General features: G+C 52.6%; 18 protein-coding genes and 1 pseudogene. 3 read left to right on the top strand and 16 right to left on the bottom strand.

The window, feature by feature from the left end; translation table 11 throughout:
• Nucleotides 1-67: 67 nt before the first annotated feature.
• Nucleotides 68-760, top strand: a complete 693-nt coding sequence (locus tag C162_RS10110) for a GntR family transcriptional regulator (RefSeq protein WP_036694030.1) — start codon at nt 68-70, stop codon at nt 758-760.
• 47 nt (nt 761-807) lie between these two features.
• Nucleotides 808-1662, top strand: a complete 855-nt coding sequence (locus tag C162_RS10115; RefSeq protein WP_036694032.1) for an SDR family oxidoreductase — start codon at nt 808-810, stop codon at nt 1660-1662.
• 339 nt (nt 1663-2001) lie between these two features.
• On the opposite strand, the gene C162_RS10120 is transcribed toward C162_RS10115, so the two are convergent.
• From C162_RS10120 to C162_RS10175, 12 genes are all read right to left on the bottom strand, one after another.
• Nucleotides 2002-2679, bottom strand: coding sequence for an ABC transporter ATP-binding protein (locus tag C162_RS10120; protein WP_036694035.1), 678 nt, complete (start codon nt 2677-2679; stop codon nt 2002-2004).
• Nucleotides 2676-3800, bottom strand: a complete 1125-nt coding sequence (locus C162_RS10125) for an ABC transporter permease (protein ID WP_036694037.1) — start codon at nt 3798-3800, stop codon at nt 2676-2678. Before C162_RS10125 ends, C162_RS10120 begins: the two co-directional genes overlap by 4 nt.
• 275 nt (nt 3801-4075) lie before the next feature.
• Nucleotides 4076-5467 carry a sensor histidine kinase gene (locus C162_RS10130; protein ID WP_036694039.1) on the bottom strand — a complete coding sequence of 464 codons (1392 nt, stop codon included), beginning with the start codon at nt 5465-5467 and terminating at the stop codon, nt 4076-4078.
• On the bottom strand, nt 5464-6141 hold the full coding sequence (locus C162_RS10135) for a response regulator transcription factor (RefSeq protein WP_036694042.1): 678 nt from the start codon (nt 6139-6141) through the stop codon (nt 5464-5466). Before C162_RS10135 ends, C162_RS10130 begins: the two co-directional genes overlap by 4 nt.
• 109 nt (nt 6142-6250) lie before the next feature.
• On the bottom strand, nt 6251-7066 hold the full coding sequence (locus C162_RS10140) for an NmrA family NAD(P)-binding protein (RefSeq protein WP_036694044.1): 816 nt from the start codon (nt 7064-7066) through the stop codon (nt 6251-6253).
• A gap of 49 nt (nt 7067-7115) precedes the next feature.
• Nucleotides 7116-7568: a MarR family winged helix-turn-helix transcriptional regulator gene (locus C162_RS10145; RefSeq protein WP_036694047.1), complete on the bottom strand. Its 453-nt coding sequence runs from the start codon at nt 7566-7568 to the stop codon at nt 7116-7118.
• A 171-nt stretch (nt 7569-7739) separates the two neighbouring features.
• A complete protein-coding gene (locus C162_RS10150) occupies nt 7740-8930 on the bottom strand; it encodes a metallophosphoesterase (protein ID WP_200869197.1) in 1191 nt (396 codons plus the stop codon).
• Nucleotides 8931-9023: 93 nt separating this feature from the next.
• On the bottom strand, nt 9024-9701 hold the full coding sequence (locus C162_RS37600) for an HIT domain-containing protein (RefSeq protein ID WP_084648881.1): 678 nt from the start codon (nt 9699-9701) through the stop codon (nt 9024-9026).
• 118 nt (nt 9702-9819) lie between these two features.
• Entirely contained in the window at nt 9820-10233 is a 414-nt protein-coding gene (locus C162_RS10160; protein ID WP_084648882.1) for a bacteriohemerythrin, read from the bottom strand.
• Nucleotides 10234-10353: 120 nt separating this feature from the next.
• Nucleotides 10354-11259, bottom strand: coding sequence for an NUDIX hydrolase (locus tag C162_RS10165; protein ID WP_036694052.1), 906 nt, complete (start codon nt 11257-11259; stop codon nt 10354-10356).
• 191 nt (nt 11260-11450) lie between these two features.
• The gene (locus C162_RS10170) at nt 11451-12314 is read right to left on the bottom strand and encodes a cation diffusion facilitator family transporter (RefSeq protein WP_036694055.1); all 864 of its coding nucleotides are present in this window, start codon (nt 12312-12314) and stop codon (nt 11451-11453) included.
• Nucleotides 12315-12734: 420 nt separating this feature from the next.
• Nucleotides 12735-13238, bottom strand: coding sequence for a ferritin (locus C162_RS10175; RefSeq protein ID WP_036694058.1), 504 nt, complete (start codon nt 13236-13238; stop codon nt 12735-12737).
• A 115-nt stretch (nt 13239-13353) separates the two neighbouring features.
• Here C162_RS10175 and nagZ point away from each other — a divergent pair, with 115 nt between their 5' ends.
• Nucleotides 13354-14694 carry a beta-N-acetylhexosaminidase gene (gene nagZ / locus C162_RS10180; RefSeq protein WP_084648883.1) on the top strand — a complete coding sequence of 447 codons (1341 nt, stop codon included), beginning with the start codon at nt 13354-13356 and terminating at the stop codon, nt 14692-14694.
• 135 nt (nt 14695-14829) lie between these two features.
• On the opposite strand, the gene C162_RS10185 is transcribed toward nagZ, so the two are convergent.
• The 4 genes and pseudogenes from C162_RS10185 to C162_RS10200 all read right to left on the bottom strand — a co-directional run bounded on the left by C162_RS10185 (nt 14830) and on the right by C162_RS10200 (nt 20957).
• The gene (locus C162_RS10185) at nt 14830-15930 is read right to left on the bottom strand and encodes an efflux RND transporter periplasmic adaptor subunit (protein ID WP_036694060.1); all 1101 of its coding nucleotides are present in this window, start codon (nt 15928-15930) and stop codon (nt 14830-14832) included.
• Nucleotides 15931-15957: 27 nt separating this feature from the next.
• Nucleotides 15958-17346, bottom strand: coding sequence for an ABC transporter permease (locus C162_RS10190; RefSeq protein ID WP_063829005.1), 1389 nt, complete (start codon nt 17344-17346; stop codon nt 15958-15960).
• A 251-nt stretch (nt 17347-17597) separates the two neighbouring features.
• Nucleotides 17598-18293: pseudogene (locus C162_RS10195) on the bottom strand (ABC transporter ATP-binding protein); the annotation flags it as partial.
• Between the two features lie 54 nt (nt 18294-18347).
• Nucleotides 18348-20957, bottom strand: a complete 2610-nt coding sequence (locus C162_RS10200) for a hypothetical protein (RefSeq protein WP_036694064.1) — start codon at nt 20955-20957, stop codon at nt 18348-18350.
• Nucleotides 20958-21136 lie beyond the last annotated feature (179 nt).

Below are 21136 nucleotides of genomic sequence, written 5' to 3' on the forward strand. Positions count from 1 at the left end.
ACCATACTACCATACAAGTATGGTAGTATGGTAGTGCTTACAATAACTATAGCAGGAGGGTTACACGATGGAATACACTATCGGTACACAAGCACTCTCCACAAGGGACATCGTGTATCGTTCACTGAAGAATCAGATTCTGCTGCTGGAACTGCCGCCCGGAACCGGGATTTCAGAGAAAGAGATTTCGCTGAAGTTCAACGTCAGCCGCACCCCGGTCCGGGAGGCCTTCGTCCGTCTGGCACAGGAGGGCTTGCTTGCTGTTTATCCCCAGCGGGGAACGGTAGTCTCCCTGATTGATTCCGAACTCGTGGAAGAAGCCCGCTTCATGCGCGAGCATCTGGAGCGGGCGGTCATCCGGGAAGCGTGCAGCACCTTCCAGGCCAGGAATCTTATTGATCTGAAGGCCAATCTGGACAAGCAGAAGCTCTGCATCGAGGACCAGGACTATAAAGAAATGTTCATGCTGGACGAAGAGTTCCATCATGTGATCTTTATGGGCTGCAATAAAAAGAATACCTGGGAGGTCATCCAGCAGATCAAGGTTCACCTGAACCGCAGCCGAATGCTCAAGCTCACGGCGGATCACAACTGGGAGCATCTCTACCAGCAGCATTATTGTCTATATGAAGCCATTGAACAGCATAATATTCAGCTAGGAGATCAGATTATGCAGGAGCATATGGCCCTGACGATCGCCGACCAGGAGATGCTGATGGAGAAATATCCGCAGTACTATAAGCAAAGACCCGCAGACTGATAGAACCTTACGCTAATCATACTTTCACCAAGAGGGGTTGGACCACTATGACCGAGTTGGCATTACAGCCTGCGCTGGCAGGCAAGACCGCTGTCATTACCGGAGGAGCCGGAGCCCTTTGCAGCACCATGGCGCTGGAGCTGGCCCGTCAAGGCATGAAGGTCGCCATCCTGAACCGTACGGAGGCCAAGGGAGCAGCTCTGGCTGCACAGATCTCTTCGGGGGGCGGCCAGTCCTTGGCCTTGGCTTGTGATGTTATGGATGCCGGGAGTGTCCGGCAGGCAGCGGAAGAGATCCTTAATCACTGGGGTCCCTGCGACTTATTGATCAACGGTGCCGGGGGCAATCAACCTTCGGCGATTACTACCAAGGAGACCTTGGAGCCGGGGGATCTGGAGAATCCCGATGTCGTCTCCTTCTTCGATCTGTCCGTGAGCGGCTTCCGCACGGTCCTCGACCTCAATCTGACCGGAACATTAATTCCAACCCAAATCTTCGCCAAGCAGATGCTCGGACGCTCCGGAGCTGCAGTGATCAACATATCCTCCATGAGCGCCGCTTCGCCACTCACCAAGGTTCCGGCTTACAGCGCGGCCAAGGCAGGCATCAATAACTTCACTCAGTGGCTTGCGGTGCATCTGGCAGAGTCCGGCATCCGGGTGAATGCCATCGCCCCCGGCTTCTTCGTCACTGCACAGAATGAACAGCTGCTGAAGGACCCGAAGGGTGAATTAACTGAACGTTCGCTCAAAATCATCTCACAGACCCCGATGCGCCGCTTCGGCACACCGGAGGATCTGCTCGGCACCTTGCTCTGGCTGGCCGATGAGCGCATGTCCGGGTTCGTGACCGGGGTGACCATCCCCGTAGACGGCGGGTTCATGGCCTACTCGGGCGTGTGAACCTGGGATATCAACAAAAACCTGAACCTCGTTTTCTGAGGTTCAGGTTTTTGTCATTCTGCGAAGCTACAAGGGCGAACGTATGTGAAAAACAGTATACATTGTGCTCGCAAGCAGGCATATAGACCGAATGTAGTCGGTTTTTCGATTACATTTGGCTCACACGTCTTCGAAGTGCCGAATGTAATCGGATTTGCGATTACATTTGGCTCACGCGCCTTCGAAGCGCCGAATAAATGTGGAAACGAATACAATTGTACCGCGAAGGTGAATTAGCTAGGCTAATCGGGCTTAGGGGGCCAAACATTCTTCAACGACAGGGCAAGGTCATCTCATCCCCTACGCCTCAACCAGCACGCCATCCTCCAGATGCAGCACCCGGTCGCACCAGTCCAGCATCCGTTCATCATGAGTCACCATCACGGCGGCCTTCCCTTCGCTCCGCACCTCGTCGGCGATCATCCGCACCACCTCACGGCCGCGGCTGTAATCCAGGCTGGCTGTAGGTTCATCCGCGAACAGAATGGCCGGCTTGTTCATCCATGCCCGGGCAATCGCCACCCGCTGCTTCTCGCCCCCGGACAGCTGTTCGGGGTAATGGTTGCGGCGTTCCCAGATCTCCAGACGCTTCAGCAGATAGGCGGAACGCACCTTCGCTTCCTTTTGACTCAGCTTGGCAAGCTTCGCTACATAGAGCAATTGCTCTTCTACCTTCAGGAACGGCAGCAGCTGCGCACTTTGGAACATGAAGCCGATTTTTTTCAGCCTCAGCTCCGTCAGTGCCCCCTTGTCCTTGTCACGCAGCGACTCGCCGTCGAGGAGGATCTCTCCGCTGGTAGGCGTGAGCAGCGCGCCGGCTGCGGAGAGAAACGTGCTTTTCCCGGAGCCGGATGGTCCCAGTACTGCTATGAATTCGCCCTCGTTCACCGTAAGGTCCAGATGGTTCAATACGGTCATCGCCCCGTCCCCATCCCCGTAAGTCTTGGTTACCTGCTTCATCACTAATTTCGCACTCATGCTCCAGTCCTCCCTATCGCTTCCAAGGCATCTACCTTGGCTACTCTTGCTACCGAAATTAACGAGCCCAACAGGGACATCCCTATGAACAGCAGACTGGTCATCGCCATCGTCTGTCCGTCCAGCTCAAACGGCATCGTGTCGGGCAGGCCCATATTCATCCCAAGCGTAAGCAGAATACCCAGCGCCAGACTGGCGACAGACAGCAGCATCACTTGACCGACTACACTCCAGGCCAGATAGGACATCTTAGTCCCCATTGCTTTCAGGATACCGAATTGGCTGGTCTTCTGGATCGTAATGACATAGAAGAATACAGCAAGAACTACTGCAGCAATCACGAACAGGAACACAATCATCATCAGGAGCGAATTCTGTTCGGCGGAGTAACCGGGAACACTGGCGATCGCCTGCTTTTGCGTAATTACCTCTACGGACTGTTGCTGATCTGCAATCTGCGCAGCTTGAGCCGCTGTTACATCCAGCGCGATAACATTGTATGGGGCATTGGCATTGCCTGAGCTACCGCCTCCCTGAACCGCTCCTTGCTTCATCGCCTGCCAGTCCAGCTGATTGATATAGACCACCGGAGTATGGCTATAGGAGCTGGCCTTCACGAATCCGGTAACCGTCCAGCTCATGCCGGAAGCCTGATCACGAATCGTACTGCCAATTGTAACGCCAGACTGTTTAAGTTTGGAGTCTGCAACCGCGCTCCCTTGAACGTCATTGGTGAATGCGGCACCTTCCGTTACATCAGGAGCCAGCATCCCCGTCATATCTACGGCAAAAAACGTAATATCCGCCTTAACATCTGTACCGGCAGCTGTTATTGTACTAGTCTGTACCCCTAGCGGAGTCGCCTTCGCCTCTCCGGCTACCGCCCGGGCAGCCGTAAGCTCCGTATCCGTTAACTGTGAACGTCTGAAGGTATGATCCGCGTCGCTCTGCACGGCAAAGTAATTGGCGGGCATATTTTTCAGCGCTGAAATGTTGGCATAAGCAAGACCTCTAGCCAGGCCGGTGACGAACAGCACCAGGAACGATACCAGCAGCATAATCACCATAATGAGGCCGTAACGCGCTTTGGAGTGCCTCATCTCCCGAATTGCCAAGAACATATAACCACTCCTTCTAATCTGTATAATCACAGTTTAGAGAGTGAAGATGAACGGAGTATGAATAAAGAATTACACTATATAGATTGAATATAGACGCTTCCAAAACAGATGGTAGGCGCAACTGCGGTGAATATTGGACTTACGGCCGCTGTTGTTCCCAGATTTCTTGATTTATACCACTGTTCGTGGTGGAAATCCGGGAACAAAGGCGGTCGCTACGCTCCTACAGTTCCAAATTCCCCTCCGTTGCTTTCATCTATTTTATGAATGACTAATCAATCTATATCGTTAGGGTAGCGGGGCAAAGAAACAGTGAACGCAGTTCCTTCCCCTACTGTGCTCGTCACCTCAATGGTTCCGCCATGCGCCTGGACGATCTTTTGGGCAATCGCCAGCCCCAGCCCGCTGCTGCCCGGCTCACGGGAGCGCGACTGATCCACCTTGTAGAACCGGTCAAAGATCATCGGCAGCTGCTCTGCCGGAATGCCCGCACCGTTGTCGGTCACCGTTACAATACATTGCTGGCCCTCCACATAGGCTGCAATGCTGAGGGTCCCGCCCGCCGGAGTGTATTTGATCGCATTCGTCACCAGATTCATCCACACCTGATAGAGCAGATTGGAATCGCCCGTAAGTGTGATGTCTGCGGCATGCAGCCGTACCGCCAGCTCCTTCTCCGTAAGATGCCACTCCATAATCTGAATTACCTGGCGCAGCTGGGTGCGCAGATCGAAGCTTCTTTTCTGCAGGGCATGCTCGTCATAATCCAGTGAAGACAAGGTGAGCAGCTGCGTGCTGAGCATGGACAACCGCCGGCTCTCGTCCCCGATAATAGACAGATACTCCAGACGCTGAGCTTCCGCCAGAGTACCATCCTGGAGCGCATGGGCGAAGCCCTGAATTGAGGTTAGCGGTGATTCAATCTCATGCGAGACATTGGCGACAAACTCCTGTCTTGCCCGGTTCGTGCGCTCCAGCTCGCGGCTCATCGTCATGAAGTGAGATGCCAGTTGTCCGATCTCGTCGCGGCGTGCAGTGTAGAGCTTGATGTCATAGCGCCCTTTGGAGATTAGGAGCGTGGCCTCGGTCAGCCGGGTGATCGGTCGCACCACATGAAAAACAGTAATCAGCATGAACCACAGGCTTAGCAGAATAATGACCCCGATGATCACGACAAAAAAGATCCGCAGCTCCCCGAACTGCACCTGAGCATCCGGACGCATGAATAAGGCATAGGTCTCCCCGTTAATATGAACCGGCACCCCAATGGAATTGCTGAGCTGATTATCGAAAAAGCCTGTCACGAACAGCTGGCCGGGGAAATTCCCCACCCCATGGTAGATCTCCCCGTCCAGCACACTGCGCAGCGCTTCCTCCTTGAGGTCATTTTTGCGGAAAGGCAGGCCGTAGAAGCGTTCTTCCCCGTCAGCATTGACCAGATACATCTTGTACCCCAGGGAAGCGGTACTCAGGAGATACTCTTCCACCGCATCCGGGTGATCTTCAATGAACTGCTGCAAACCTATGGCCATACGAGTCAGCTTCGCATCATTTTTCGGCTTGACTTGGGACTGGTAATAGAGGTTAGAGACCAGAAATCCCAATACACTGCTGATCATAATCACCGAGCAGAAGATAATACTCATCCGTACATAAAGCGATCTCATGAGTTCACCATGTCCACTTTGTAGCCAATTCCCCGGACCGTGCGGATGACAAAATCATTCTGATATTCGCTGAACCGCTGACGCAGGCGCTTAATATGCACATCCACCGTCCGCTCGTCCCCTTCGTAATCCGCCCCCCAGACCAGCTCAATCAGCTCACCGCGCGTGAACAGGCGTCCCGGATATTGCGCCAGCTGAGCCAGCAGCTCGAACTCCTTCACCGGCAGCAGGAGAACCTCCGTCCCGTCACTGATCTCGTAATTCTTACGGTCAATCACCAGCGAATTCAGGCGGATCCGGTCATCGGAGGCGATGGAATAACGGCGGAACAAGGCCTTGATGCGAAAGAGCAGCTCCTCCGGCTCAAAAGGCTTGGTCACATAATCATCCGTCCCGTGCAGATACCCCTGCTCCTTATCACTGAGCTGCTGACGGGCCGTCAGCAGAATGACAGGAATATCGTAGTTTTCCCTTATGTATGCACACAACTCCAATCCGTCCATATGCGGCATCATTACATCCACCACCGCCAGATCGACCGTCTGCTCCTTCATGCGTGCCGCTGCTTCCAGCCCGTCTCCGGCTTCTATTGCTTGATATCCCTCTCTGGTAAGAACATGCCGCAGCAGCGTGCGGATATGAACATCGTCGTCGGCTACCAGTATCTTTTTCAACTTACATACGCTCCCTCCGGCTTGCCTGATCAATGTCATCATACTAGCAACAAACCCAGCTCAAGACAATAGGACTTCACCTCAACAATCTCTATTAAGTCAATACATTCTACACTATAAAGGGGAGAATGCTGTCCCTCAGCGGGGTGACCGGTCTGCCCATAAGCCGCTCCAAATCCCCGGAGGTGGAAGCCGTATCCAGCTTGCGGAGCCAAGTGTATATCCAGTGCTGAACACTCGCATCCTGAACATGTACAACCGGCTTCCCGGCAACCTCAGTCAACACTTCAGCCAGATCTGCGAAATCCCAGGTTCGGGAAGCAGCCAGCTCATAAACCTGATTGCCGGACTCTCCACTCCCAAGCGCAGCAGCCGTAGCCAGAGCCAGGTCTGCGCGTGTTACCGAATTGAACCTCCATTCTCCCGGCGCCGTAGCCAGCTGTCCACTGGAGATCGCTTCCTTCAGGCCCAGTACTCCTAAGAAATCCATATACAATCCGTTACGCAAAAAGGTATAGCCCAGCCCGGACTCTAGGATCGCCTGTTCCGTCAGGGTGTGCACATTGTCAGGCTTACTACTATCTGTACTGTGCTGCGAAAAAGCAAAACCTGTATAAAGCAGCTGCCGGACCCCGCCTCGCTTCGCTGCATCAATAACCCGCTTATGCTGGGCGAGACGCACATCATCATCTGTATGCGAACTGGAAATCAGCAGCAGCCGGGAAATCCCGTGGAAGGCTTCATCCAGTGATTCCGGCAGGTCGTAATCCACCTTACGGACTTCAATTCCAAGCTCCCGGAAAAGAACCGCTTGCTCCATCCTGCGGACCCCGGCAACGATCTGCCGGGCCGGCAGGCGCTGACGTAACTGTTCAATAATCAGACGCCCCAGCTGACCGGCAGCCCCTGTAATCATGATTGTCATAATTGATTCCTCCTCAATCTTATCGGGTAACGAGCAGCAGCTTGAGCTGCTAACCTTGTCCCCGGACCAGCTTATTCAGTAGCTCCAGCAGCAGGTGCAGCTCCGTCTCATTCAGCCGGTTCATTACCTCCGAAACTGCTTCCCGGTTCCCCGGCAGCTGTTCCAGCAGCAGGTTCTTACCTGCATCGGTCAGCGAAATGACTGTCTTACGTCCATCCTGTGCGTGAGCCGCCCGCGTAATATAACCATCCTTCTCCAGCGGAGTCAGCAGCAGGCTGATGTTGGCTTTGGTTACCGTGATTCGCTCAGCAAGCAGTGAGGGCAGGATCGATCCCCCGTGCTTCGCAATCTCAACCAGCACGCGGATTCTTGCCCCGTTCAGCCCCTGCGCCTGCCAGTATTTCTCGGAGACGGCCACAGTGCCGGCAGTCGCTCCCACCAAGGCGAAGAAAACCTCATTTTCAAGCGGCAGCTCAAGCACAACCTTTTGTAAATCATCCATGCGGTAAGTTCAACTCCATTTAGTTAATAGCTTAACTATATCTAAAGAAAGATTAGCTGATTCCATCAGGATTGTCAAAAGAATTGCAGCAACTCCCCCAAAACCAAACAAAAACCCCCTACCCTTCCTAAGGAAGGCAGAGGATTTGATACAGCTACATGCAAGTTTACGTTAGATCAAAACAGGCTTAGCCGCAGGTGACACCTTGTCTTCACCATAGCTCATACTGCCATCCAGCACAAGCTCCAGCTTAATCAGCTCCGAGCGGCTGGCCAGCCGGATCGGCGGTCCCCAGGTTCCGTAGCCGGACGAGACGATGACATGCAGCTTGTTTTTGAGCAAATAGCCCCAATCCAGCTCGAACAGGCGACGGGTAATCCAGTGATTCGGTGCAATCTGCCCCCGGTGGGTATGACCCGACAGCAGCACATCTACTCCAGCCTCTGAAGCAATTCCGAAGCCAGTAGGCTGATGATCCATCATCAGGATCGGCTTGCTGCGGTCAAGTCCCGTAAGTAGGTCTTCCACGCTGAGCCGTCCACCGGCCTCCATAGCTTCAGCAGTCTTGTCTTTGCGCCCAACCACGTAGACTCCAGATGTCTCTACCACCTCATCCTGTAACACCTGAATACCGACACTCCGCATAACCTCCGTATACTGCGCAATCGAACCGCCGTAGTATTCGTGATTGCCCAGCACAGCGTAGACCCCATAACGTGCCTTCAACTGCTTCAGCTGCTGCTCCATCCCATTGCGGAGAAAAGGCTCAATGCTGTCATCCAGCACATCTCCGGCCAGTAGAATGATATCCGGGTTCATCGCGTTCATCTCCCTGACCATTCTACGCAGATGGCGGTTGCCGACAATGTTACCCAGATGCAGGTCGGAGGCTACCGCTACTGTCAGCGGTACGCTGGTTCCGATGGATTTTCCCACCTTAAGCCGGTGGGTACGCACCACAGTACTCCAGGCATTGCGCGATCCCCAGATCAGGAAGACGGCGAGCAATACCAGCACTGTAGTCCCGGCTTCTGTGACGAATGCGGAGAGATTCGCGCCTGCGAGCGCCAGTACACCATAGAGCAGATCGGTCAGCGGCAGCATGATCACGGCGAACTCCATACAAGCCAAATAATATGAGCCGATCACCTTGAACAACCTGCCTACCGGTCTGAGCGCCTGCGGCAGCGGCACCCGTCCAATCATATAAGAGAAGGAAATGACAAGAAAGACAGTCCAGTACACAGCAGTATTCATCCCCGGCAGCCATGCCTGGAGCAATACGGACAGATGCCATCCAATATAGACATTCACCAGTCCAAGCACCAGCACCATGACCGCAGCCCCGGCCAGCATCCGCATGTTTTTCACTTCATCCCACTCCCTTAAAGTAAGTTTCTATCCTATCTACTTCAAATCATAACACAAAGTATTCACCAGGTATAAACTGTGCCGTCAACCTGTGATAAACTTGCGTGCTTCCTTAATTTCTTCAACCGATAAGCCAGTGGCTTCGGAAATGGTTTGCAGGTCTATGCCGCGGTCTAAAAGCCGGATAGCTATTTCTCTGCTTGAATCCGTTCTACCCTTTTCTTCGGCACTTTCAATACGGGAATGCTCATCACTCAGCGCCTTCATTCGGACATCATAAGCCATTCGCGCTGCCGCGTCCTGACTTAGAAACTCTAGCGTGTCCATCGCTTTTTTCAGCATCGGTTCTTTCTCCTCCAACGCTTCTACCATTCTTTGTCTCGTCTCGCCAAGCCGTTGCCCGGCTCCATCCGGGTGCAACGGTTCTCCCCACAATAGCCCGTCCCCCTCGTATCTGGGAAGCACATGCATGTGGTAGTGGGTCAGATCGTTGAATTTACCGCCATCAGCAATGATTCGGATCCCATCCGGCTGGTACAGCCGTTTGAGCAGCGCAGAGAGCTTCTGTGAAGCGTCCATAACGGCGTGGGCAGTTTCCGCATCCATCTCATCGACGTCCCAATAGTGCCTTTTCGGCAGAATCAGAGTATGGCCTTCATTGAAAGGATCGATATCGAGTACACAGGTGATATATTCATTCTCATAAACAATATTCAGGCCGGGTTCCACCCCGTTCGCAATTCTGCAGCCCAGGCAATCCATTGTAATCCCCCTCTCGAATAGGCTGAGCACCTTCCCGTCCGCTCATTTAAAAAGGAATGTTAAAGCTGCTTATAAAAAAGAAAATGCCTCGCGGCATCTCCATGTTCCCATTGTTCAGTTAGACCGCCTGGTTCCCCTTGGCAGCGATGCATTCACCGATTAGCTTGTCGCATTTATGAATATGATTGATCAGCCAGTCTGTGAGCGTCCGGTTCAGCTTGATTGTGGATAATACGGATACCCCTTTGGTCTTAACCGTCTCCTCCAGTTCCAACACTGTCTGCACGAACTCAGCGTGCGTCTTCTGATGCTCCGTCAGCTCGGGAAAATCGATATCCTTCATCAGCTGCTCTTCACTGCTGAAATGCTCCACGGTATAGTCCTTGAGGAACTTCAGCGTTTCTTCGATCTTTTCTTTGCCCTGCTGGTTGCTGCAGGCTTCAAAAAAATCATTCAGCTTCACCAGCAGCTGTCTGTGCTGACAATCAATCTTTTCTACTCCGATATCATACGAATCTTTCCAGCTAATCATAGGCTCACCCTGTCCTTTACCCTAAACACAATAGTAAAAATATAACTTATTGTCTGCTTTTCCCTATGAAAGTTCTATTAAGAACATCACAGGGCGGCGTTGCCAGACAGGAGAGCAGTCTCAAAATAAATTCCACTCCCGGTTATACCGGTACAGCTTCGAGGGACGGTGTCCGGCATCCCGGGTGCTCTGATCCGTCTCGATGACCCGCTCTGCGATTTTGCGGCGGAAAGCGGCGGCGAGCAACTCCTTGCCGAGGATGATCTCATATACACGCTGCAACTCGGATAAGGTGAACAGCGGCGGCATGAGATTGAAGATAATATCCGTATATTCCGCCTTGCCGCGCAGACGTTCGATGGCATACTGCACCATGAGCAGATGGTCAAAAGAAAACCCCGTGCTGCGCACGATCTCACGGCTGACCTGGCGGACATGCCCCTGAATAGTCTCCGTAAGCTTCACCACCCCGCTTAGCTTCTCCTGCTCATTCTCCAGTATAATCTCCACCAGTGTCTCCTGACGGACATCCTGCTCCAGCACCTCGCGGCGGGTCTCCAGAATGTGGTATGAGACGTCGAACCAGGCGGCTGCGGCTGCATCATCCCCTGCCTGTACGTCCAGAGCCTTGCGGTCCACGAGCGCCATGTAGGAACAGCTGATCACCCGCATCCGCGGATCACGGTCTACCTCGCCCCATGTATACAGCTGCTCCATGTAGATGTTATTGATATTAGTCTCGCTGTACAGCTCCCGGCGGGCTGCCTCCTCTACGCTCTCACTGATCCCTACGAACCCTCCAGGCAAGGCCCATTGTCCCAGAAACGGATGTTCCCCGCGCTGAATCAGCAGCAGTTGCAAAGACTTATCTGCCAGCTTGCGGTAGTTATCCTGCTCCTGCTCCATTACGGTGAAGATCAGCATATCGACGGTGACAGACGGACGTTCGTAGTTGCCGGCATTATAATTTTTCAGGAATTGCTCCTCGTTTAAGCCGTTGGGGTCGGTGACTGGTTGATTTGGCATGGATATTCTCCTTGTCTTGAATCGATTAATAGGAATCGGTTGTTAATAACATATTGATATTATATACATGTTAAGGGAATGCGGGCAAGTCTGCCGGGAGGAAGAGCAATCCCCCCCAATACAGCACAAAAAATCGCCTCACCCGAAAGCAAGGCAATTCATGTAACCTATTCTTGTTGTGCACCTGTTGATCACATCGGTTCGATATGGACTAGCACTGTAGCGACCTGATGACGGTCCTTGAGCTGATCTTCGATCTCCTCCGTAATATCGTGACTCTGCACCACATTGAGACTGGAATCCACCAGCACTGTAGTATCGACCAGCACATTATTGCCGTGAATACGGGCCTTGATATCCTTAATCGACTCCACACCTTCAATCTCAGCGACCGTCTGCTTCATCTGCTCAAGCTTACCGGCATCGAAGCCATCGGTGAGGTCATGTGTAGCTTTGCGGAAAATATCCCAGGCTGTCTTGCAGATCAGCAGTCCGACAATCGTGGCTGTGAGCGGATCTAACCAGGGAATTCCGAACTGTGAGCCGATAATGCCGACGAAGGCTCCCATGCTGACCAGCGCATCCGAACGGTTGTCCTGCGCCACTGCATGCATTGCATTGCTGTTCAGGTTGCGGGCAAGCCTGATGTTATAACGGTAGACTGCGATCATAACCACAGCACAGGCAGCTGCCGTCCACGCGGCGATCAGATCAGGGGTCTCCAGCACAGGCTGAATGAATTTGTTCACACCCTGATAGAGCACTTGGAAGCCTACAGCAATCATGATAAAAGAGGCGACCAGTGCGGCAACTGTCTCTGCTCTGAAATGACCATAGCTATGATTGGAATCCGGGGGTCTGCGGGAAATCCTAAGCCCGGTCAGGATAGCCAGAGAAGCAATAATGTCGGTGCTGTTATTCAGCCCGTCAGCAAGGAGAGCCTGAGAGCCTGACACCGTTCCTATGAATAATTTGACGGCAGATAAGAGTATGTATGCTAATAGACTTAGCCATGCTCCTTTTTCACTTTGTTTGATATCGCTGTAATTTTCCAAGAAAAAGGACCTCCAAAGATTAGTATTGTTCCATACTACACGCTGAGTTACGGGTGGGTCTAGAGAAACAGTGTTGCCGGACAGCGCAAGAGTTAACCCCGCTAAATAGAGTTGGGAACCCGGAAGTAAGTTGCAGCCCCCAACATTCTTTGCCCTTGTTCAACTTTGCAGTTCATCTGCTGCTGACAGGCCGTGTAACTTTTCTCGCAAAACGTAGTCTAACTATAGGGTGACCCTAAGCCGGCCAAGTGGAAACGGCATGGCCGTCCTTTGAAAGGACGATACCGTTTCAGCGAGAAATAGAAGGATAATTTATCGTGTGCAACATATAAATTCTTCTATTTGCACAAAAATAAGCGGCTTCCCCTCTTCAGGAGAATGCCGCTGAGCTTACGTATGATCGCTTACACTGGCTGTCTACTACTCCGCTGGAGGAGTAAACGAACGTGCTGCAAATTCTGCATCCAGCATATAGAAGGCGTTGCTGTCGGTTTCGATCCGTTTGAGCTTGGCGATAATGTTGCTGAAGAGCGCCTCCTCTTCCACCTGCTCATCAATGAACCATTTCAGGAAATAGATCGTCGCATGCTCCCGTTCATCCAGGGCCAGATCCGCCAGATGATAGAATTTCTTCGTATTCTGCTGCTCATGCGCGAAGGCATGCTCGAACGCATCCAGCATAGAGCTATACTCATTGTTCGGTTCAGGCATTGCCGCAAGGGTTGCCCGATAATCACGGTCATTCAGGAATTTGTAGATCTTCATGGCATGGAACCGTTCTTCTTCAGCCTGCACCAAAAAGAAATTGGCGAATCCGTCCAGGCTCTCACCGGAACAGTACGCAGCCATCGCAAGATAGACATGCGCAGAATAGAATTCGAAATTCATTTGTTCATTAAGCGTGTTCATTAATTGCTCTTTCATTGACAGGTCACCTCATCCTATAGTATTGATTATGCTTGATGCAGTTCTTATGTAATGTCTTGTTCATTCTATCATTCTTATCCGCCAAACCGCAATCGAAAGGAAGATTCCCGCGATGAAATGGTTCAGCCTTCAGAAGATAAACAATAATCCACTCCGCCACTCTCTCCTCCCCCTCGCCGCCTCCGCCTGCCTGCTTCTGGCAAGCGGCTGTGAGGGGAATGGAAATTCCGCACAGGTTAGTACCAATACCGGCTCCACCCCTGCTGCGTCAGCAGCCTCTCCGGCCGCCGTACAGACACCAGGAGCAACCGAAGCAGAAGCGACACCGTCACCTGAGGCTTCGGCCACTCCTGACCCCGTCTCCCGGAAGCTCTCCGGAATGACCCTGGAGGAGAAGATCGGGCAGATGCTGCTGGTCGGCGTCCAAGGCAAAACAGCAGGTGCTGAAGCGCGGAAGATGATTGCCGAAGATAAGGTGGGCGGAATCATTCTGTATTCGGGTAATGTCGGCAACTTGAAGGAGCTGGTGCAGCTGACCAACGCCTTGAAGCAGAGTAATTCGGGGAATCCCGCGCCGCTGTTCATTAGTGTCGATCAGGAAGGCGGCAAGGTCAGCCGTCTTCCTGATGACTACGCCGCCTTCCCCTCGAACGCTGCTGTCGGCAGCGGAGACGATACCACAGCTGCCGGAACGATGGGCGAGCTGCTCGGACGGGCGGTGAAATCCTCCGGCTTCAATATGGACTTCGCGCCGGTGCTCGATATCAACAGTAACCCGGATAATCCGGTAATTGGTGACCGTTCCTTCGGCAACAGCGCAGAGCTGGTCACCCGGCTAGGCATTGCCGAGATGAAGGGGCTTGAGCGCGCAGGCGTCATTCCCGTGGTCAAGCATTATCCAGGCCATGGCGATACCTCGGTAGACTCACACCTGGAGCTGCCTGTGATCAACAAGACAGAGACCCAGCTGGCAGCACTGGAATGGCTGCCATTCCAGGCAGCGATCCGGGAGAAGGCCGATGCTGTAATGGTGGCCCATATTCTATATCCGAAGCTCGACCCGGACAAGCCAGTGTCTCTGTCCCAAGTGATTATCGGCCAGCAGCTGCGCGGGCAGATGGGATACGAAGGGGTAGTCATTACGGATGACATGACCATGGGCGCAATCATCAAGAATTACAGCCTCCCTGCTGCGGCAGTAGAATCCGTATTGGCCGGCAGCGATATCCTGCTTGTCGCCCATGAATACAAGAACGAGCAAGCCGTACGCGCCGCACTGCTGGACAGTGTCAAGAACGGCAGCGTCTCCGAAGCCCGGATTGACGAGAGTGTCTACCGGATTCTGTCGCTGAAGGCCAAGTATCAGTTAACGGACGAAGCAGTGCCCTTGCCTGATCTTACTGGCCTGAACAGTGACATCCAGGCTTGGCGTAAGCCGTTCATGCGGAAGTAATAATGTTCAAATCGTTCAGCAACAAGTGTACAAAATCCAACTGCTGCCCTCCACTCAGGCTACAATCCACAGAAAAGCCCCAAATCCGGTTATTACCCGGGTTTGGGGCTTTTAACTGCTGTCAACTACTGCTAACTATTGCAGAACCACGGTGTCTCCTGCCTTCAGTCCCGACAGCACCTCTGTTTTATCGGTCGTTTCCATTCCGGTCTTGATCTCTTTGCGTTCGTACTGGCCGTTTCCTTTGTCCACCATAACGAAGGCTAGATCCCCTTCACGGATGACGGCGATATTGGATACAACTACCGCCTTCTCTTTGCGCGAGGTCTCGACGTCTCCGCTTAGGCTAAGACCGCCCATCAAATGCTCGTCCGGCTGCATAGAGATGACCACCTCGAATTGCGGAAGCTGGCCGGCTGTGTTCTGTCCGGTGGTCGTCGTGGCGAACTTGGCCACTCCGGTTACCTCTCCGTTCAGGACCAGGTCTTTGACGGCAGTCATCTTCACCTTCACCTTCATGCCTTTTTTGATGCGGAAGATGTCCTGCTCCCCGACCTGTGCAATGAACTCTACCTTGTTCGTGTCCACAATCTTGCCGATGTACTGATTGTCAGTGACGGTCTGTGGCCGTTCCTTGCTGCTGTCGAAGAGGAAGATGCCGTTCTCCGGTGCATGGAATACCGCAGTGTTCAGCTTCGTCTTCTTCTCCGCAAGCTCTTTGGCTTGAATCTCGGCATTCACCTGGTTCAGCTCATCGCTTAGACGGGCGGTTTCCTGGGCAGCCAAGGCCTTCAGCCGTTCCGCTTCTGTTCCGGCCGGGGCCGAGGAATCATCCTCCTGCTGGCTGACAAAAGCGTTCAGCTCCCCCTCCAGCTTCGCCTTACGGGCAGTCGCCTCCGCCGTAGCAATCTCATTACGGAGTGTGCTCTGGTCCAGGGTGAAGAGCACCTGGCCCTTCTTCACCTGCGCCCCGTTCTCCACCTTCCAGGAAGTCACCTTGGAAGCAAAGGGGGCATACACCAGCGTCTCCTGCTGATATTGCGATCTGCCTTTGATCTGCACTGTGCTGGTTAACGTCTCTTCCGTTACCGGGAAGCTGATTACCTGCATCGGTTCAGGCGGGAGATCGGCGGTCTCATCAGCCTTGAAGAATTTGGTATATCCGAAATAACCGGCAGTTCCGATGATACCTAAGATTATGATCCATTTCAGGCTCTTCTTTAGAGTCCTCTTCATTGTTTCGGCTTCCTTTCTAGCTTAGGGTTAGTCTCGTTTAATAGCGGTTAATGCATCGGTTCTGGAGGCGCTGATCGCCGGATAGATCCCCGACAGCACACCGGTCATAATGGCAAAGGACATTCCGACCGGCAGATTCATCACCGGAATGAAGAAATTCATCCCCTCCCCTGCGCTGCCTACCAGCTTGTTAAGTGCCATGACAATTAAATAGGAGAAAGCGACACCCAGCATACCCCCGAGCAGCCCCAGAAGCGCTGCTTCGGTAATAAACATGTTACGGATCTGCCCCATGTTAGCTCCCAGAACCTTCATAATCCCGATCTGGCGCCGCCGCTGATGGGTGGACATAGTCATGGCTACTATAATCGAGATGGAGGCGATGATCAGGATGAATACCCCGATGCCGAGCGCCGCCATTTTGATCATATCAAATTGCTCCTTCAGCATCTCCTGCTGGTACAGATTATCTTGAGCGTTCAGAGTCAGCTTCTGAATCATCTGCTCCACCGGCTTGATGTTCGCCACATCGTCTACTTTGACCGTAACCGAATTGTAGCTTCCTTCCGGCGGGAGACTGAGTGAACTGGAAGTAGAATTATCGAAGGTCAGCTCCTTGGCGAGCTGCTGGGCGGTCTCCGGCGACATATACATAATCTTGTCGTACGAGGCCCGCTGATCATCCATTCCCTTGGGAAGCGCCAGAATGCCGCCGACCTGAAGCGGCGAGCTAAGCTTGATTGTCTGTGAAGTAGAACTGTAATCCTGAGCCTGAATCTGGACCTGCTTACGGTACAACTCGGACGGCACAGTGGACAATTTCTCATACTGCTGATACAGCTCGGGGTTATACGGTCCGCTGCTCATCTGCTCGAACAGCTTCTCCCGGGTCTCCAGGTCGATCAGGCCCAGGGTAGCCCCGTGATTAAGCACTATCGTTCCAACCTGGTCGTTCGCCCCGCCCTGTTTGAATTTGTGATCATAGGCTGTCAGCTTCTGGAGATCAGTCACCACAATCTTCACATCCGAGATCTTGTTGTCTACCGTTAGTAACTGGAGATATCCGGCCTCCTGAAAAGGCGAAGCCGCCTTCACATGGTTCAGTCCGCGGATAATCTCCAGCTTCTGGTCAGTCAGCTTGCCCTGATCAAGGTTCTCGGCCCCACCTCCCGATCCGCCGCCTGCGCTCTGGCCGCCGTTCGACGGAATTCCTCCGCCCGGCTGGACCATAATCTCATCCATTTTGAAGTTGGCATTGACTTGTTCCGTCACATAGACCTGTGCAGACTGGCCTACGCTCAGGGCCACAATAATGGCTGCGCAGCCGATGGATATCCCGGTCATACACAGACCTGTAACCACCTTGCGCCGTTTGACCTGTTCCCAGGCCATCCGTGAAATGTCTCTGATCTTCACGGCTTCCCTCCCTCTGCAGGATCAGCTTCCGCAGCGGTCTGGTGTTCAGGTTCCTCAGCCGGCGGATCTTCATCCGCTCCTGCTGTCTGCGGCTCTACAGCTTCCTGTTCAGCTCCTGCAGCTAATTGTTCTTCAACCTCTACCATGGTCTGCGGTTCAGCTTCCTCAGCAATTTGCTCTTCAACCTGTACTTCTGTCTGCAGCTCAAGCTGCGGTTCTATCTGCGGTTCTATCTGCGGTTCTATCTGCGGTTCTATCTCTGCTTGCGGTGCTGTCTGCGATTCAGTGACCAGGAAGCCGTCCTTCAGCGTAAAAATCCGCTGCATTTGTTCAGCCACCTTATATTCATGCGTAACAACAATAAATGTCGTCTTCATCGTCCGGTTCAGGTTCAGCAGAATGCTGATAATCTCTTCCTCAGTCTTGGAATCCAGATTCCCCGTCGGTTCATCGGCGAAGATGACCGACGGCTCTGTAATCAGTGACCGGGCGATACTGACACGCTGCTGCTGTCCCCCGGAGAGCTGCGAGGGGAAGAGATCCGCCTTGTCAGGAATCCCTACCTGCTCCAGCAGTGCAAGCGCCTTAGCCTTACGGGCCCTGGGAGAGACCGACTGGAAGACCAGCGGGAGCTCCACGTTCTCACGGACCGTCAGGCTGGTAATCAGCTCATACGCCTGAAAGATGAATCCGATGTTCTTGCGGCGGAACTCGGCAAGCTTATTCTCGCCCATCTTCACAATATCCTGATCAGCAATGTAGATATGACCTTCTGTGGGCTTCATCAAGCCGGCCATCAGATTGAGGAGCGTTGACTTCCCGGAGCCTGAACTGCCCAGCAAAGCTACCATTTCTCCTCTTTTGACGGCGAAATTGATTTTATGAAGAACAGAGGTCCATTCATTACCGCTTTTGTACGAATGCGTAATATCTTCAACACGCAACATGGAAGCTGCTCCTTTTTTAAAAATACAAGAATGTTTTAGTGGAGTGAATGACGATTATTCCTCTGTCTTGTTCTGAACCACGTTAGTGACTCCGAAGGCCTGGCTGCCCAGCAACAGACGTTCACCCTGGAATTCATCATAGAAGGCTAACCTATAAGCGCCGCCGTCCATCGTCTTGTACACGGGTCTGCTGAGAGAGAAGGAATACAGGTTGTTAGTCCCTTCAATCAGGTCTGTGCCCAGTGTAAGAACCTTCTCGGTAGCGACGCCGAACGGATCGGTAATCTGCAGAATCAGCTTATGCTCCAGCACACCTGCATCGTACAGGTTATCCTTCCTCAGGCTGTAGTTCATAGTGATATCGAAGGTATCGGATGACTTCATCCGCTTGCCTTGAGAGGTCAGGACAGAAATCGTATAAGGATATACTACCGTTGATTCCAGGGTATTCTTCGGTACATTAGCCTGCGGATTCAGCTGCAGCGCAGCCACATTGACGAATCCGGTTGCTTCCTCCTTGGCCTCAATCAGCTTGCCTTCTTTGATACCGGCACCCAGGTAGAGCGAGACATCCGCGAGGTCCGTAGCCTTAGGCACCTTGGCCCATAAGACCACGAGCTGCTTGGCACCCGGAGATGCGCTGTTCTCCGACTGGCTGGTGCCTGCTTCGAAATACTGGCCGTCCTTGGTCTTATAGTAAGCCTGAAGGCGGGCCATTTTGCTCTGTCTTTTCTCTTCACTGCTCAGATAGAGCTCTGTGTATACCAGATTGTGGCTTTCTCCTTGATAGATCGTAGTCCGGTTCTCCTCGACACTGGCCGTTTTGCCTTTGCCGCTAATGGTGTAGCTCTTGCCCTTCTCGATGGTCGGAATACTGTTAATCGAGTTACTGATGCTGACATCCAGGAACGGGACGGTCTCTGAATTCTGTGTGCCGTTCAGGGCAATCCGCATATCCTGGAACTCTGAGGTATAGGCAATTTTGCCGAGTACATACAGCTCCACTGACTTCCCTGGCGCAAGAACAGAAGAATCCTTATTGTCCATATACAGCTCGGTAGTCACGGGCAGACTTTCTTTATCCAGCTTAATGGTTCCCTTCAGCTCAGGCAGCGTAAGAGACACGTTCTGGGTATTGGTGACTCTCAGTCTGGCAGCTACGATATCATCATCTCTCCAAGGATAGCGCTGCAGAGATAGAATACTGTACGAGAACGAGCCGTATGAATTCGTGGTCATATACTCTTGGCCGGACATGACTTCCGTACGTAGTGCATATGGAATGACGAAGTAGGCTACCGGGAAAATCATTTTGGCAGTCGGTGTTGCAGGAGCCGCAGTGGAAGGAGTGCCGGTATTCCCTGTATTTCCCGTTGACTCGCCGGCTCCGTTTGATTCAGGTACATTTGTGCTCTCAGCGCCTACCGACTCTATCATCATAAGCTGCAATCCGGATTGATCCACTTCAAGCGGTACACGGACCGTAAGCGGTACGATTTTGGTCTCGAGCGGTTTGAGGGTGACTCCGCTTATACCTTTGGAATTCACCGGAAAGACCTTGCCCTTCACCGATTTGACCGCCAGGTCATAGCTTGGCAGGGTTACCGCCTTGTTGCCGGTATTCTTAAGCTGCATCTGGAATGTCCAGACTGCATCTGCATCTTGTGCGTACACATTGGCGTTGCGGAGCAGCGTGTCTACTGTGTTGTTATTGACTACAATCTTTTTGACTACCCCGCTGCCGACAACCAGATTAGGCGAGCTTGCTGCAGGCAGCTTATAAGAGGATTTAGCCAGCTCCAGCTTCGCAGTCTCATCCTTCTTCGTGAATTGCAGCTTCATATTATCTGTTTTGAGATAGGCCGGAATTTCGGTAATGTAATAAATGCTCCGCTTCTCCTGCGGCTGAATCTTGTAATCTGCCTGTGTCCCGCTCAGCGCCAGCTCGAAGGAGGTGCCGCTGGCAGAGAGCAGATACGCAGAGTAGCCCGGATCACTGAGGACCTTATTGCCCTTGTTGGTCAGACTGACCCCTACTTTGGCATAGACCTTGCCGCTGTATTTATAGAGCTGGAGAGAGTCTGCACTGGCTGTGACAGGAATGTCGTTCATGACTGTACTTAAGCTTGTTCCAACTGCAGCCGTAGTTGAATAATTAGCGGGCACTCCAAAAGATCCCATCTGCTTCAGATACCCCTTCGTCTTGGCATCCCAGACAAGCATCGAGATTTTGATCCCCTGCAAGGAGGAGGTTTGTCCAACATTTACATAATAGGTCACGCTAAGGGTTTCTTTGGCGCCAACTTTCTTCTTCGTGGCATCCGCACCTAAGGGATTTCCCGGAAGCACTGACCCTCCCGGAGTGACCACACGTGAGAAATAATGCATTAAGCTAGCGCTTGAATTACCGGGATTTGTATATTTAAGTGTGTATGACAAGATGTTCCCGCCAGGCTGGCTCCATATGTTGATATTCTCCAGTACTGCGGTCACTCCGGCACCCATGGGAACGGAATTGAACTTGAATGCCGCCGGAGCGGATACTGCGGGGGGCTTCGCCGCCGGGGCTGCATGTGCAGCAGGCGCAGTGATACTGCCAGCCACCTGGCCGGCAACGAGTGAACTCACCAGCAATGCAGCATATGTAACTCTATACTTTCTCATTTATTTCCCTCCAGATGTATTTACTAGCAATAGTATAGTTGCTTGGCGCGTGGAATTTGTATCCACTTTGTAACCCTTTGTTTCTATTTGTAACTTTCTGTCACCCAACCAAGGCTGCTGCGGTGTGAGCCCTGCCATAAATGTAACAAACTTTCTTAATACTTGGTCCTAAAAAACTT

Source organism: Paenibacillus sp. FSL R7-269, assembly GCF_000517865.1.
Classification (GTDB): Bacteria; Bacillota; Bacilli; order Paenibacillales; family Paenibacillaceae; genus Paenibacillus_AQ.